At 71.8% G+C, this 15,537-nt stretch carries 11 protein-coding genes; 4 read left to right on the top strand and 7 right to left on the bottom strand.

All coding sequences use genetic code 11. The features are described 5' to 3' along the window. Positions 1–3: 3 nt before the first annotated feature. The gene (locus SSNG_RS44085; RefSeq protein ID WP_050779721.1) at positions 4–1,494 is read right to left on the bottom strand and encodes a M23 family metallopeptidase; all 1,491 of its coding nucleotides are present in this window, start codon (positions 1,492–1,494) and stop codon (positions 4–6) included. 237 nt (positions 1,495–1,731) lie between these two features. After that, a complete protein-coding gene (locus SSNG_RS24850) occupies positions 1,732–3,231 on the bottom strand; it encodes a hypothetical protein (RefSeq protein ID WP_007266667.1) in 1,500 nt (499 codons plus the stop codon). Positions 3,232–3,339: 108 nt separating this feature from the next. Between SSNG_RS24850 and SSNG_RS24845 the strand changes: the two genes are divergently transcribed. Both SSNG_RS24845 and SSNG_RS24840 read left to right on the top strand, forming a co-directional pair. Beyond that, complete coding sequence (locus tag SSNG_RS24845; protein WP_050779914.1) at positions 3,340–3,879, top strand: WcaF family extracellular polysaccharide biosynthesis acetyltransferase; 540 nt, start codon at positions 3,340–3,342, stop codon at positions 3,877–3,879. After that, on the top strand, positions 3,876–4,994 hold the full coding sequence (locus tag SSNG_RS24840) for a glycosyltransferase (RefSeq protein ID WP_007266665.1): 1,119 nt from the start codon (positions 3,876–3,878) through the stop codon (positions 4,992–4,994). Before SSNG_RS24845 ends, SSNG_RS24840 begins: the two co-directional genes overlap by 4 nt. A gap of 4 nt (positions 4,995–4,998) precedes the next feature. Here SSNG_RS24840 and SSNG_RS24835 read toward each other — a convergent pair whose 3' ends face one another. The 4 genes from SSNG_RS24835 to gmd form a co-directional block, all read right to left on the bottom strand. Further along, on the bottom strand, positions 4,999–5,214 hold the full coding sequence (locus SSNG_RS24835) for a hypothetical protein (RefSeq protein ID WP_007266664.1): 216 nt from the start codon (positions 5,212–5,214) through the stop codon (positions 4,999–5,001). 81 nt (positions 5,215–5,295) lie between these two features. After that, complete coding sequence (locus SSNG_RS44930; protein ID WP_042801820.1) at positions 5,296–5,988, bottom strand: hypothetical protein; 693 nt, start codon at positions 5,986–5,988, stop codon at positions 5,296–5,298. 32 nt (positions 5,989–6,020) lie between these two features. Next, a complete protein-coding gene (locus SSNG_RS24825) occupies positions 6,021–8,795 on the bottom strand; it encodes a LamG-like jellyroll fold domain-containing protein (protein ID WP_050779720.1) in 2,775 nt (924 codons plus the stop codon). 147 nt (positions 8,796–8,942) lie between these two features. Then, positions 8,943–9,956: a GDP-mannose 4,6-dehydratase gene (gmd, locus tag SSNG_RS24820; RefSeq protein ID WP_042801818.1), complete on the bottom strand. Its 1,014-nt coding sequence runs from the start codon at positions 9,954–9,956 to the stop codon at positions 8,943–8,945. A gap of 426 nt (positions 9,957–10,382) precedes the next feature. Here gmd and SSNG_RS24815 point away from each other — a divergent pair, with 426 nt between their 5' ends. Further along, the gene (locus SSNG_RS24815) at positions 10,383–11,327 is read left to right on the top strand and encodes a GDP-L-fucose synthase (RefSeq protein WP_007266660.1); all 945 of its coding nucleotides are present in this window, start codon (positions 10,383–10,385) and stop codon (positions 11,325–11,327) included. A 17-nt stretch (positions 11,328–11,344) separates the two neighbouring features. On the opposite strand, the gene SSNG_RS24810 is transcribed toward SSNG_RS24815, so the two are convergent. Then, positions 11,345–12,718, bottom strand: a complete 1,374-nt coding sequence (locus SSNG_RS24810; protein WP_042804071.1) for a sugar transferase — start codon at positions 12,716–12,718, stop codon at positions 11,345–11,347. Between the two features lie 495 nt (positions 12,719–13,213). Here SSNG_RS24810 and SSNG_RS24805 point away from each other — a divergent pair, with 495 nt between their 5' ends. Beyond that, a complete protein-coding gene (locus SSNG_RS24805) occupies positions 13,214–15,487 on the top strand; it encodes a M4 family metallopeptidase (protein ID WP_042801815.1) in 2,274 nt (757 codons plus the stop codon). Positions 15,488–15,537 lie beyond the last annotated feature (50 nt).

Genomic DNA, 15,537 nt, shown 5'->3' with positions numbered 1-15,537 from the left:
GGATCAGTTGTAGGTGCCGGTGATCGAGACGCCGGTGCGGGTGCCGGGGACGCCCGTCAGGTCGACCGGGGCGGCCGGGCTCCAGGTGCCGTTGACGGCGCGGATCGTGTGCAGGACGCGCCCGTCGGTGGTCACGAAGGCCGCCTGGAGCTCGTTGTTCACCTGCGCCGCCGCCACGTCCGTGACGGTGACGCCGGCCGGGACGACGGAGGAGAGGTCGTTGAGGACCCACTGGCCGCCGGCAAGGCGGGCGCCGTGGTAGCGCTTGGCGCCGCCCTGGGTGGTCACCACCAGCTGGAGGTCGCCGCCGGTGCCGGCCACCGCGATGTCGTCGATGCCGCTCACGCCGGTCTCCGCTGAGGCGTCACCCCAGTTGGTCCACGTGCCGTCGGCGTGCCGGACCGTGTGGAAGAGCGTGCCGGCGGAGACGGCCACGACCTGCGTGTCGGTGCCCGTCTGGGACAGCGCCACCTTCGTCACCGGCGCCCCGCCCGGGTTGCCGACCGCCCCGAACGGCGCCCACGTCCCGTTGGCCCGGCGGACCGTGTGGTAGACCTTCCCGTCCGCCACCACCACGACCTGCACCTCGGTGCCCGACGAAACCGCCGCCACCTGCGTGATGTTGGCCAGCGGGCCGGCCTCGCCGGCCACGTCGCCGAAGTCGGACCAGGAGCGGTCGGCGAAGCGGATGGAGTGGTAGAGCTTGCCCTCGTTGCTCACGGCCAGGACGTGCGTGTCGCCGTTGATGCCCGCCTCGGCGGTGGTGCGCACCCCGCCCGGGACCGCGCCGGTGACGCCCTGGACGTCGCCGAAGCCGGTCCAGGTCCGGTCGGCGTTGCGGACCGCGTGGTAGAGCCCGCCGCCGGACTCGACCGCGACCTGTGCCCGCCACTGGCCGGTCGGGGCCGGCGGGGTCGTGGTGTCGGCGCAGTTGCGGCTGGTCAGCGTCGAGCCCATCTGGAAGGGCTCGCCGTCGAAGACGGACTGCTTGACGGTGCCGTTGTAGCGCTGCTCGTAGTGCAGGTGGGCGCCGGAGGAGTTGCCGGTGTTGCCGACGACGCCGATCTTCTGGCCGCGTACGACGCGGGTTCCCGCGCTGACGTCGTAGCCGTTGAGGTGGGCGTACAGGCTGGTCGAGCCGTTGCCGTGGTCGATGACCACGTACTTGCCGTAACTGCGGTACGAGCCGTCGGGGTTGGTGAGGGTGGTGGCGGTGCTGACGACGCCGTCGGCGCTGGCGAGGACGGGCTGGTCGGCGGTGGTGTTGCCGTGCGTCCAGTCGATCGACTGGAGCGACGGGCTGTGGCCGCTGTACGTCTTGCCCAGCCAGGCCTGGTTGCAGCTGAAGGGCATCTGGTAGGCGGGCCCGGCGGCGTAGGACGGGGAGGCGGCGAAGGCGACCAGGCCGGAGGCGGCGAGGGCGATGCCGGTGGCGGAGGCGGCGACGGTGGCGGGGACCGACGCGAGCGTGGTGAGTCGACGGCGAACAGACATGACAATCCCCCATGTTTCGGACGCGGATGGGCCAGGCGTGCGCCATCGCGCGGACCTGTGGTGTGACGTGGCGCTCCAGGTGTGCGCCCATCGGCGCCGGCCCGGTTCCCCCCGGCGCCTCACTGCTGCGCCGTTGAGAAGATCATGTCTTCCGGGCCCGGGGGTGTTCCAGGGGTTCGGGGTGGCACGGAGGTGCCTGGCTCCATGCGGCCAGACCGGCCGCCGGAGTGCGCCGCGTCAGCGCAGGGTGGCGGCCTTGTCCTGGCGGTACGTGGCCACGAGCGCGAGGCACAGCGCGGCGATCGCGACCCGGCCGGAGGCCTGGAGCAGCGGGCCGCGCAGCAGGATGAAGGAGTACCCGGCGACCAGCGGGACCACCACGGAGACCAGGCTGCCCGGGGCGGCGCGGCGCGTGGCCCGCTTCGCGTAGCGGCGGTCGACGCGCGCCGCCGCGTACCCGATGCCCAGCATTCCGGCGCCCATGCCCAAGGGGCCGAAGTCCAGCCAGAGTTCGGCCCAGACCGGGGAGGAGAGGTTGGTGTTGACCGTGCCCATCCACTGGCCGACCATCACGCCCGTGTCGCGCGGCTTGCCGGGCCACACCGAGCGGGGCACCGCGAAGAAGACGGAGCCGGCGAGCTGGCGCCCGTAGAAGTGGCCGGGACCGGACTCGGAGAAGGTGATGGTGTTGGCGAACATGCCGATCTGGTCGTAGTCCTTGAGCGCCATCGGTTCCAGGAAGGAGGTCGTCTCGACGGGCTTGTAGTTCTTCTCGTCGTAGCGGAAGCGGTCCGCGAAGGGGAAGACGAGCAGGGCGACGACGACGGCCATCGACAACGCCACCCGGTACATGGCGGCGCTCACCGGGAAGACGGTGAACAGCAGCGCGAACAGGACGGTCAGGAACCAGTAGCGCGGGTTCGAGACCGGATTGTTGACGATCAGGTTGAGCGCCGCCAGCGCCGCCCAGGTGGCGATGACCGACACCTTGCGGCGGGCGAACTTCGAGGTGATCAGCCACCGGGTGTACAGCAGCAGCGCGAGCAGCGCGGGCACGGTGCCGAAGCCGCGCAGCAGGGCCTGCCCGGCCTGGCCGTCGCCGTTGGAGACGCCCGCCTCCTGGATGCCGGCGATGATCTCCTGGCGGCTGGAGAAGAAGACGGCCGGGCCGCCGAGTTTGACGATGAAGGCCGCGCTGCCGAGGAAGGCCAGGGCGGTCAGCAGCTGGAGCCTGCGCCGGTGGGCCATGAGCGGCCGGGGTTCCTTCGGGGAGCCGCCCGCGCGGCCCGCGGGCCGGTGGCGGGCGAGCAGCACGCCGACGTCGAAGGCGGTGCAGCCCAGCAGGACCAGTCCGATGGCCAGGGTGAGGTCGGAGCGGGGGCCGACGACGGGGGTGGGGACCCGGCCGAGGACGGCCTGGGCGAGCGGGGCGACGCCCATGGCCATGTAGACGAAGAGCCAGAAGGAGCCCTGGAGCAGTTTGCGGCGGCTCGTCAGGACCATCGCGGAGAGCCGGGCGCCCGCGTACATGGTGAGCAGCAGCTGGAGCCAGTAGGCGGCGTCGCGCCGGCCGTCGCCGGGCTGGGCGGCGACGAAGAGGGGGAAGAAGACGGTGAAGCCGAGGGCGAGCGGCACGGACAGGGCCCGCGAGAGCAGGGTGCGGGGGGTGGCGACCCTCCCCCACTGGGACTCGTCCTCGACGGGCGTCGGCACCGGCTCCACGGCGGGCTCGCGCATGTCCGTGGCCACTGTTGCCCCCACCCCCGTACGTGATCAGCCCGCAGTTTAGTCTGGGCGTCCGGCGCCCGGGGAGGCGCGCCCGGGGTGGACGACGAGGGGCTTCTGTTGCGCGATCTTCCTTCCTTCACGCTGGCCGGATACGACAAGGGGCGCGGGTTCCTGACGCAGGCTCTGTGGTTCGCCGTGATGAACACCCTGTTCATGTCGTGGCTTTGCCCGGCCCGGTTGCGCGTGGCGCTGCTGCGGGCCTTCGGGGCGAAGGTCGGCGAGGGGGTGCTGATCCGGCACAGGGTGCGCGTGCTGTGGCCGTGGAAGCTGGAGGTCGGCGACCACACGTGGATCGGTGAGGGCGCGTGGCTGCTCAACCTGGAGCCGGTGACGATCGGTTCGCACGTGTGCCTGTCGCAGGAGTCGATGCTGTGCACGGGTTCGCACGACCACCGGGCCGCCGACTTCCGCTACCGCAACGCCCCGATCACCGTGGAGGACGGCGCGTGGGTGGCCGTACGGGCGACCGTGCTGGCGGGCGTGACCGTGGGCCGCTGCGCGGTGGCCGGCGCGGGCGCGGTGGTCCACGAGGACCTGCCCGAACTGACCCTGCAGACCCGGGACGGCCGCCGCCGCCCGGTGGAGGAGCCCAAGTGAAGGTCCTGCACGCCGTCACCCTGCATTCCCCCTCGCACGCCTTCGGCGGCCCGGTGCGGGTGGCGCTGAACCTGGCGAAGGGCCTGCGGGCGCGCGGCCACGAGGCCCGCCTCCTCGCCCTGGGCGAGGGCTTCGACCCGTGGCCGGCGTCGGTGGAGGGCGTCCCGGCCAAGCTGTTCCCGGCCCGCCGTCTGCTCCCCCTCGGCTTCAGCGGGATGACCTCGCCGGCCCTGCTGGCCTCGGCGTCCCGCCTGGTGCGGGAGGCGGACGTGGTCCACGTCCACCTGGCCCGCGACCTGGTCACCCTGCCCGTCGCCCTGGCGGCCCTGCGCGCGGGCAAGCCGCTCGTCCTCCAGACCCACGGCATGGTCGACCCGAGCGGGAAGCTCCTCGCGAAGGTCCTGGACGCGGTGGCGGTACGCCGCCTGCTGCGCGGAGCGGACGCCGTGCTGTACCTGACCCCGCACGAGCAGGAGGGCCTGGACGCGGTGGTGGGCTCCCCGCCGCTCGCGCAGGCCGTCCGCCTGGTCAACGGCACCCCGTCCCAGGAGGAACGGCCGCCCCTGTCCGGCCCGCCCCGCATCCTGTTCTCGGCCCGCCTCCAGGCCCGCAAGCGCCCGGTGGACTTCGTGGACGCCGCCCCGGCCGTCCTGGCGGCCCACCCGGGCGCGGAGTTCGTGGTGGCCGGCCCGGACGAGGGCGAGCTGGCGGCGGTCCGGGCCCGGATCACGGCCCTGGGCCTCACCGACCGCTTCACGGTCCCCGGCGCCCTGTCCACCGCCGAGGTCCTCGCCGAACTCCGCCGCGCGCACGTCTACGTACTGCCCTCGGTGGACGAGCCGTTCCCCATGTCGGTCCTGGAGGCCCTCGCGGTGGGCGTCCCGCCGGTGGTCACCCACTCCAACGGCCTGGCCCGCGACATCGCGACGGCCGGCGCCGGCCTGACCGTCGACCCCGGCCCGGGCCCGGTCGCGGAGGCGGTCCTGACCCTCCTGGCCCCCGCCGCGAACGCCACGGCCTCCACGGCCGCCCGCGAACTGGCCGCGAGGTCCTTCTCGATGGACGCCGTACTGGACACCCTGCTCGGCGTGTACGAAGCGGCCGCGCGCCGCTGAGGCCTCACAGACCGTCCCGGTGGTGTTCCTCCACCACCGGGAGGGCGCCCAGGCGGCGCCGTTTGAGGACGCTGGCGTAGACGGCGAGGCCTATGCCGCCCGCCACCATCATGATCAGGCCGACGAGGTCGACGTTGACGCTCTCCATCTCCCAGTCGCTCGCGAAGGTGAGGACGGCCCCCACCACGATCAGGGTGATGCAACCACCGATGCCGCGCACGGGAATCCCCTCCGCTGTGTCGTGTGACCGCGCGGATACCCGGAAGGCGGCACCGGAAACAGGGCCGTGCGCATGCGGGGGTTACGCCGGGAGCCAGGCGTAGCAGCCCGTCGACGTGAACCGGTCGGTGCCGGCGGGGACGGTGGCCGTGATCCTGTCGCCCGGCTTGGGCGGGGTCTCGGGGCCGGAGGCGAGGACGGAGCCGTCCTTGGACGTGGCCTCCCAGGTGCACGCGGTGCTCTGGGTGGCGGCCCGGTAGGTGCCGGAGGCGGGGGCGGAGCGGGGGCCGTCGGGGAAGCCCTTCCGGGCCGCCTCCAGGACCGGCTTCTGCTCCGGGCAGAGGAAGGTGATCGCGTCCGCGGCGCCGGTGACCTCGCCGGCGACGATCGACGCGGCCGCCGCGTCCCTGTCCCGCTTGGCCGTGCGCTCCAGCCGCTGACAGGTCTCCTGGCCGGTCTGGAGGACGGCGGCCGGGTCCGTCTTCTCGGGGACGCGGCCGCTCAGGTACTTCTTCTCGTTCTCCTTGAAGCTGCCCGTCTTCGGGGTGAGCTTCGCGTCCGGGAGCACCGGTCCCGTCGGCTTCGCGTCCGGTGACGCCGGTGCGGTGGACGCCGCCGTGGCGTCCGCCGGGTCGGGCGCCGGGGACGAGGCGGGCGGCTTCGGCGTGGTGGCGGCCCGGGCGGTGCCGGCCTCGGCGCCGTCGGGGGAACTGCAGCCGGTCAGCGTCAGGGCGGCGGCGAGCAGGACCGCGGCCGCGGCGGGGCGTCGGTGCATCAGGTGGCTCCCGTACGTGGGGAGGAGGGCGGTTACTTCTGGCCGAAGGTGAGGACGAGCTGCGGAGCGGCGTCCGCGGCGGTCGACTCCGAGGACCAGAGCCACAGCGGGTCGGTGCCCGTGCTGGTCAGGGCGAGGCTGTAGCTGCTGCCCAGCACCGCGGAGACCGCGGCGGTGTCCAGTTCGACGTTCTGGACGGCCGAGCCGTCCGGCACGCCCGCGATGCTGCCGAGCGGGGTGGTGCCGAGGGCGGGCTTGGTGGTGAACGTCGTGGCGGCTCCGCTCCAGGTGCCGGTGACCGGGACCACGGAGACGGTGTCGGCGGTGCCGGCGCCGCTCTGCGTGGAGGTCTTGAACTGGAGGGCGGCGGCCTTCAGGACCTGTCCGGCCGGGGCGGCCGGGAGGGTGAAGCGCAGGTACGACTCGTACGCCGAGGTGCCGCGCACCGCGAGCGAGGACGAGGTTCCGTAGACGGTGCCCGGGGCGCCCTGGTTGACGTAGGTGTCCTCGGACGCGGTGACCTTGGAGACCGTGTCGGCCGGCGCCTTGGCCAGGTCGAAGTGGGCCTTGACCTGCGCCTGGGTGAGCGCCGTCGGGTAGACGGCGGTCTCGTCGATCTGCCCGGCGAAGAAGTTGCTCGTGGGACGGTTCGGCCAGCTGGTGAGGCTGTCGCCGCCGACGTGCCAGAAGCCCGCGTACGGCGTCGAGTTGGTGGCGCTGTTGGTGCCCTTGTTCTGGCCGTCCACGTACAGGGTCATGCCGCCGGGGCCCTGCGTGCCGACGACGTGGTGCCACTTGTTGTCGTTGTACGTCTCGAAGAGGCCGGTGGTGATGGTGCGCGTGCTGCCGTTGTGGACGCCGAAGGCCAGGCGGCCGGTGTTGGTCATGTACAGCTGCTTGTCGGTCGTGCCGCTGTTGTTGACCGTGTTGTTGCCGAAGCCGATGAGCTTGCCGCCGCGGGTGGTGTTGGTCTTGAACCACGTCTCGACGGTGAAGGAGGCGCCGACGCTCTGCCGGTGGTCGCTGTACACCTGCTGGCTGGTGCCGTTGAAGCCCATCGCCGTGCTGGTGCCGGTGACGGCGCCGGGGCTCTGGCGCAGGGCCGGGGCGCCCACCTGGATGCCGCTGGTGTTGCCGCCGTCGGAGGAGTCCGCGACGTACGGGCTGACGGTGTCGTCGTAGCGCCAGTACAGGTTGGCGCCGTCGGCGCGGACCCGGTCCGGGTAGGCCGCCGCGGTGGCCGGGACGGTGACGGAGGCGTTCGCCGACAGGGCGCTGGTGTTGCCGGCCGCGTCGGTGGCGGTCACCCGGTAGGAATAGGACTGGCCGGCCTTGACGGTGGTGTCGTTCCAGGAGGCCTGCGGCCGCTCGAACTCCAGTGAGTCCGCGGTCACGGTGGCGATCGGGGTCGCCGAGCCGTTGCGGTAGATCCGGTACGTCAGCCGGCTGTCGTCCTGGTCGTAGCTGGTGCGCCAGCGGACCTGGGCCTCGCCCGGCCTGAAGCTGGCGGCGCTGGCGGCGGGGGTGGTCGGCGCGCCGACGTCACCGGTGTTGGCGAAGCGGGTCAGGCCCTGCTGGGGCTGGCCGTTGATGAGGGTGAACTCACCGCCCGCCCAGAGGTACTTGACGCCGTTCTTCTCCGCGACGGACATGACGCGCGGGCCGATGCCCTCGCCGACGCCGTCGTTGGCGGTGGGGTGCCAGCCGAGCTTGCGCGGGCCGCGCACGAAGCCGTCCACGGGCGCGGGGGCGGCGCCGGTGTGGTCGGTGGGCTGGGCGAGGAAGTAGTTCCGCTTGCCGTCGGGGAATTCCAGCTCGCTGGAGCAGTCGTGTGCGTGCGAGGAGCTGTAGAGCACGCCGTCGTAGGGCAGCACGTACTGGGTCGCGCCGAGGCAGCGGTCGCGCCACTTCTCGCTGAAGTCGGTGCTCAGGCCCATGCGGCCGTCGAAGACACCGCCGCCGGAGCCCTCGTTGGCGGTGTAGTAGCCCGTCGCGTCGGCCGAGATGTGCTTGACGACCGAGTTGGAGGGGATGGTCGAGTACGTCTTGGTGACCGCGCCGGTGGTGGCGCTGACGACCGCGAGGGCGTGGGTGTTGGTGCCGTTGACGGCGAAGAAGTCGCCGCCGAGCAGCACGTTCTTGCCGTCGTTGCTGACCTTGACGGCCCGGCCGGGCTCGTCCGCGTTGGCGGTCCAGGGCTTGAGGGCGCCGGAGGTGGCGTCGACCGCGGCGAACCGCTCGCGGGTCTGGCCCTCGACGGCGGCGAAGTCGCCGGCGACGTAGAGGGTGTCGTCGCTGACGTCGAGCGCGCGCACGGTGGCGGGTACGCCCGGGTGGAAGGCGGCCTTGGGGGTGCAGGTCTCGATGTCGATCGCGGCGAGGCTGGAGACCGGGGTGCCGTTGACGGCGCCGAAGTAGCCGCCCGCGTACAGGGTCTTCTTGTCCTTGGAGACGGCCAGCGCCCGGACGGTCGCAGTGCCGTCGCCGACGGTGAAGGCCAGTTTGCAGGAGGTGGGCTCGCCCGTCGCGGCGTCCAGCGCCACGAAGTTGACCGCTTCCTGCTCGGCACCGCCGACCGCGTCGGGCGGGAGGACCGCCGAGAAGGTGCCGCCGGCGAAGACGGTGCCGTTCGCCTGTTCCATGGCGAAGACGACGCCGTTCGGCTGCCAGGTGGGCAGTTCGTCGGCGGTGAACGCCACCGGCGGTGTGATGGCGGCCGCTTCGGGCGTCAGCACCAGGCCGAGGCCCGTGCCGGCACCGGCCAGTGACAGTGCGAGGGCAGCACTCAGCCCTCTGGATCTACGCATGAGCCCCCCAGGGCCGTTGGCCCGGCTTGATGGCTGGAAATGTCCGAACAGCCGCATGGACTGGCGCAGGCCAGAGCCACGTACGGCGGGTGCGCACCCGGCCACCAAGTTGACCGGGACACGGCAAATCGTAGGTGAAGCCGGAGCCTAGCGGTCGATCCGGACGGTGGCGCCAGCCAGTTGGTCCTCGACCTGGCGGACGTCGGCGTCCACCATGATCTGCGCCAGCTCGGGCGCCAGGACCATCGGCTTCCAGCCAAGGATCTCCCGGGCCTTGGAGGCGTCGCCGATGAGGGCGTCGACCTCGCTGGGGCGCTCGTACTTGGGGTCGTAGCGGACGTGGTCCGTCCAGTCGAGGCCCGCGTGGGCGAAGGAGGACTCGACGAAGTCCCTCACGGTGGCGGCGACTCCTGTGGCGACCACGTAGTCCGACGGCTCGTCCTGCTGGAGCATGCGCCACATCGCGTCGACGTACTCGGGGGCGTAGCCCCAGTCGCGGACGGCGTCGAGGTTGCCGAGGTAGAGGTGGTCCTGGAGGCCGGCCTTGATGCGGGCGACGGCGCGGGTGATCTTGCGGGTCACGAAGGTCTCGCCGCGGCGGGGCGACTCGTGGTTGAAGAGGATCCCGTTGACGGCGAACATGCCGTACGCCTCGCGGTAGTTGACCGTGGTCCAGTACGCGAAGACCTTGGCTCCGCCGTACGGGCTGCGCGGATGGAAGGGGGTGTCCTCGTTTTGCGGGGGCGGGGTGGAGCCGTACATCTCGGAGGACGAGGCCTGGTAGATGCGGGTGTCGACGCCACTGGCCCGGATGGCCTCCAGCAGCCGCAGCGCGCCGAGTCCGGTCACGTCGCCCGTGTAGAGGGGGGCGTCGAAGGAGACGCGGACGTGGGACTGGGCGCCGAGGTTGTAGACCTCGTCGGGGCGTATGTCGCGCAGCAGGTTCACCAGGGCGACGCCGTCGGAGAGGTCGGCGTGGTGCAGGACGAAGGAACGATTCGCCGTCTGCGGGTCCTGGTAGATGTGGTCGATCCGCTCCGTGTTGAAGCTGGAGGACCGCCGCACGAGCCCGTGCACCGTGTAGCCCTTGGAGAGCAGGAGCTCTGCGAGGTACGAGCCGTCCTGTCCGGTGACGCCGGTGATCAGTGCGGTCTTTCCCATGTGGTGTCCCCCTGGGGTCAGTTGCTGTTCTGAGGTGCTCCGGCCTCTGGTCCGGCCGGCCTCTTCGTTCACGCCCCCGGCCCCGCCCGCAGGGCCCCCCGACGGCCCTGCGGCATTCCGGCAGGCAGCGGGCCAGGCCCGCCCGTCCCTGGTCCGGGACTGGATGCGTACCGTACACGCCCACTCCGCACGCCCCGTCCCCGCAGCCCGGCCCGGCTCCGCCGCACGCCCCGTCCCCGCCGCACGCTCCGGCGCCGCCACGCCTTCCAGCCCCGCCGGCGTTTGAGGCGCGGGGGTCCGGGGGCGGAGCCCCCGGCAACGGCGCCGCACCCGCACGACGACGCCCCCGGGGCGCCAACCCGAGGCTCCGGACGCGCAGTCCGGCCCCACGAAACCCGCGGCCAGCGGACTGGCATCATCGGCGGTATGACAAGCACCCCGCCCCTCCTCCCCCCGCACGCCCGCGTCTTCGTCGCCGGACACCGCGGCCTCGTGGGGTCCGCGGTCGCGCGCCGCCTCACCGCCGACGGCCACCAGGTGCTCACGCGCGGCCGCACCGAGCTCGACCTGCGCGACGCCGCCGCGACGGAGGCGTACCTGCGCGACGTCCGCCCGGACGCGGTCGTGCTGGCCGCCGCGAAGGTCGGCGGGATCATGGCGAACAGCACGTACCCGGTGCAGTTCCTGGAGGACAACCTCAGGATCCAGCTCAGCGTCATCGCCGGCGCGCACGCGGCCGGCGTGGGCCGCCTGCTGTTCCTCGGCTCCTCCTGCATCTACCCGAAGCTGGCCCCGCAGCCGATCACCGAGGACGCCCTGCTGACGGGCCCGCTGGAGCCCACCAACGAGGCCTACGCCCTCGCGAAGATCGCCGGCATCGTGCAGGTCCAGTCGTACCGCAAGCAGTACGGGGCCTCGTACGTCTCGGCCATGCCCACGAACCTCTACGGCCCGGGCGACAACTTCGACCTCCAGTCCTCGCACGTGCTGCCGGCGCTGATCCGCCGCTTCCACGAGGCGGCCGCGGAGGGGCGCGACGAGGTCGTCCTCTGGGGCAGCGGCACCCCGCGGCGGGAGTTCCTGCACGTGGACGACCTGGCGGCCGCCTGCGTGGTGCTGCTGGAGCGCTACGACGGCGACGAGCCCGTCAACATCGGCTGCGGCGAGGACCTCACCATCAAGGAGCTGGCCGAGACGGTCGCCGAGGTGACCGGCTTCCGCGGCCGCCTGGCCTGGGACGCCTCCAAGCCGGACGGGACCCCGCGCAAGCTGCTCGACGTGTCCCGTCTGGCCTCGCTGGGCTGGAAGCCGGGGATCGCGCTGCGGGACGGCATCGACGCCACCTACCGCTGGTGGCTCGACCGGGGCTGACGTCACCGCACGTCCCCTCAGTACGCTCCGCGGCCGTCGACCACGGCGCGGAGCGTACGGCCCATCACGTCGACATCGCTGGTGAAGGACCAGTTGTCCACGTACTGCAGATCGAGCTGAATCGTTTCGTCCCAGGACAGGTCCGACCGCCCGCTGATCTGCCACAGGCCGGTCATCCCGGGCCGTACGGTGAGCCGGCGCAGCTCGACCTCGTCGTACTCCGCCACCTCCTCGGGCAGCGGCGGACGGGGGCCGACCAGCGACATGCTGCCCGTCAGCACGTTGAGCAGCTGAGGCAGTTCGTCCAGCGAGGTGCGGCGCAGCAGTCGGCCCACCCGGGTCACCCGGGGGTCGCGGCGCATCTTGAACATCGGGCCGTCGTTCTCGTTGGCCCCGGCCAGCCCGGCCTTGAGGCGGTCGGCGTCCGTCACCATCGTGCGGAACTTCCACATGACGAAGGGCACCCCGTCGCGTCCGACGCGGCGCTGGCTGTAGAAGGCGGGCCCCTTCGAGCCGAGGCGGATGGCCAGGACGATCCCGAGGAACAGCGGCGACAGCAGCAGCAGCCCGACGGCCGCCCCCACCCGGTCGAGCACCGCCTTGAGCAGGGGCTGCACCCCCCGCCGTACGGGCGGCGCGACCCGCAGCACGGCGAGTCCGCCCGCCGACAGGGTCTCCAGCCGCTTGACGGACACCTCCACCAGGCCGGGGAAGACGGCCAGTTCGAGGCCCTCGTCGTGCAGGGCCCAGGCCACCCGCCGCAGCCGCTCCCCCGCGAACCGCGCCCCGGGCGCCACCAGCACCAGGTCGGCACGGTGGCGGCGGACGGCGCGCAGCACGGCGGATGCGTCCCGGTTCGGCGCCTTGGGCATCGAGGCGTCCAGCCTGGCCGCGACCGGCATGCCGCCGGCGAGGGGGCCCCCGCCGACCGGGACGAGGCCGACGGCGACGTACGGGTGGTCGGTGCGCGCGGCAAGGCGGGCGATGACGTGCTCGGCGGCGGCGGGCTCGCCGACCACCAGCACCCGGCTGACGGCCTGCACCTCGCGGCGGGCGGCGGTCAGGTGGCGGTACGTCAGTTTGTGGCAGGCGACGGTGACGAGGAGTGCGGGCAGCAGTGCGCCGAGGGCGGCGAGGCGGGGGGTCTCCTCCGCGGTCACCACGCGGACGACGGCCAGGACACCGATCAGAATCAGCCAGTCGTGCAGTACGGGGAGCACTCCGCGGGATTCGCCGAGCACGCGGCCGGCGTACCGTCGGCGCAGCACCTGCACCCCGGTCCAGGCGAGGGCCGCGCCGAGTGCGCAGTGCAGGGGCCTGGCCTGTCCGGCGGCGTCGAAGACCAGGCCGACGGGCACGGCGGCGCCGACGAGATCGGCCGTGACGGCCACGGGCAGGTACCACCGGGGCTTGTCGCCGAGCCGCCGCACCGGGGCCGCCGGCGACGTGTGGGGCCCCGCCGCCCCGGAGGCCTCTCTTTGCTCAGGAAAACGGACATGCCTCATGGTCCCCCCTGGCACGTGGTCTGTTTCGGTGCCACCTGTCCACTGCTTCCCCTGGCAGCGAACACATGTCGCACCGGGAAACAGTACGACAAACACCCGTACGGTAAACGCCCTTCGGGTGAACGGGACCCCTTGTTGCCCAAGTGTTAACAGCCGGTAGCAACCGTTCCGGGCGTCGGCGGAACCCCTCCCACACAAAGGTGAATGGTTCGGATACCGGATACGTATCTTCGGACAACGGACTGTTTCCGGCCAACCTTTTGATGTGGCCCTGACATCGCAGCCCACAGCTGGCACTCTTCGATCCGTTCATCGCACCAGCCCTGATCTGCCCGGAGGCCCACCCAGCCATCCGAACCCCCCTTGCAGAAGGAGTCTGCGTTGAGTCCCACCCCCCAGCGGCGTGCCACCGCGGCCGGCGCCCTCGTAGCCGCGGCCGCCCTGCTCGCCGTAGGCATACAGGCCGGCACCGCCACCGCCGCCGCCGACGCCACCGCGTCGCAGGCCCGCACCGCTGCCCAGCCCAACCCGGGCGCGGCGGCCGCCAAGCTCAGCGCTTCGGAGCGTGCGACGCTCCTCGCCGAGGCCAACTCGACCACCGCCCAGGCCGCGAAGGCGCTCGGCCTCGGTGGTGGCGAGAAGCTGATCGTCCGCGATGTGGTCAAGGACGCGGACGGCACCACGCACACCACGTACGAGCGGACCTACGACGGTCTGCCCGTGCTCGGCGGTGACCTCACCGTCCACGCCAAGGACGGCGTCACCAAGAGCGTGAGCAAGGCGACCCAGCACGAGATCAAGGTCTCGGACACCACCGCCACCGTCACCCCGGCCGCCGCCGAGGGCCAGGCCGTTTCGGCTGCGAACGCCGAGGGCTCCAAGCAGACCAAGGCCGACAAGAGCGCCCGCAAGGTGATCTGGGCCGCGGAAGGCGTCCCGGTCCTGGCCTTCGAGACCGTCGTCGGCGGCCTCCAGGACGACGACACCCCGAGCCAGCTGCACGTGATCACCAACGCCAAGACCGGCGCGAAGATCTCCCAGTGGCAGGGCGTCCAGACCGGCACCGGCAACACCCAGTACAGCGGTCAGGTCACCCTCGGCTCCTCGCAGTCGGGCAGCAACTGGACGCTCACCGACGCCGGCCGCGGCAGCCACAAGACCTACAACCTGAACCGGGGCACCTCCGGCACCGGCACCCTGTTCTCCGGCCCGGACGACATCTGGGGCAACGGTCTCGCCTCCAACACGGAGACCGCCGGCGCGGACGCCCACTACGGCGCCCAGGTCACGTGGGACTACTACAAGAACGTCCACGGCCGCAACGGCCTGCGCAACGACGGCGTGGCCCCCTACAGCCGGGTCCACTACGGCAACGCGTACGTCAACGCCTTCTGGGACGACTCCTGCTTCTGCATGACCTACGGCGACGGCGACGGCAACTCCAAGCCGCTCACCTCCATAGACGTGGCCGCGCACGAGATGACCCACGGCCTCACCTCGGTCACCGGCAACATGACCTACAGCGGCGAGCCCGGCGGTCTGAACGAGGCCACCTCCGACATCATGGCGGCGGCGGTCGAGTTCTACGCCAACAACCCGCAGGACGTCGGCGACTACCTCGTCGGCGAGAAGATCGACATCCGCGGCAACGGCACCCCGCTGCGCTACATGGACAAGCCGAGCAAGGACGGCTCCTCCAAGGACGCCTGGTACTCCGGCATCGGCGGCATCGACGTCCACTACTCCTCGGGTCCGGCCAACCACTGGTACTACCTGGCCTCCGAGGGCTCCGGCGCCAAGGTCATCAACGGCGTGAGCTACGACTCGCCGACCTCCGACGGTCTGCCGGTCACCGCGATCGGCCGTGACGCCGCCTCGAAGATCTGGTTCCGCGCGCTGACGGTGGGCTACTTCAAGTCGACCACCAACTACGCCGACGCCCGCGTCCAGACGCTGAAGGCCGCCGCCGACCTGTACGGCCAGGGTTCGGCCACCTACAACAACGTCGCCAACGCCTGGGCCGCCATCAACGTCGGCCCGCGCATCAACGACGGCGTGACGGTCACCGCGATCGCCAACCAGACCACCCAGATCAACACCGCGGTGAGCCTCCAGGTCCAGGCGACCAGCACCAACCCGGGCGCGCTGACCTACTCGGCGACCGGCCTGCCGGCCGGCCTGTCGATCAACTCCTCGACCGGCCTGATCTCCGGTACGGCGACCACCGCGGGCACGTCCAACGTGACCGTCACGGTGACCGACTCCGCGTCCAAGACGGGCACGGCGTCCTTCACCTGGACCGTCGGCACCTCGCAGCAGAACGTGTTCGAGAACACGAACGACTACGCGATCGCCGACAACGCGACCGTCGACTCCCCGATCACGGTGACCCGCACCGGCAACGCGCCGAGCACCCTCAAGGTGGACGTCAACATCGTCCACACCTACATCGGTGACCTGAAGGTCGACCTGGTCGCGCCCGACGGCTCCGTCTACAACCTGCACAACCGTTCCGGCGGCAGTGCGGACAACATCGTCAAGAGCTACACGGTGAACGCCTCCTCCGAGGTCGCCCAGGGCGTCTGGAAGCTCCGGGTCAACGACAACGCGAGCCTGGACACCGGCAAGATCGACAGCTGGAAGCTCACCTTCTGACCCCTTCGGGGCAGGAAGTGAACCACGGCTGAACCGCTGAAACCACGGGG

This window comes from Streptomyces sp. C, assembly GCF_000158895.1.
GTDB classification, from domain to species: Bacteria; Actinomycetota; Actinomycetes; order Streptomycetales; family Streptomycetaceae; genus Streptomyces; species Streptomyces racemochromogenes.
The sequence above is the reverse complement of the archived record's forward strand: the minus strand, read 5'-3'. Positions and strand labels throughout refer to the sequence as shown.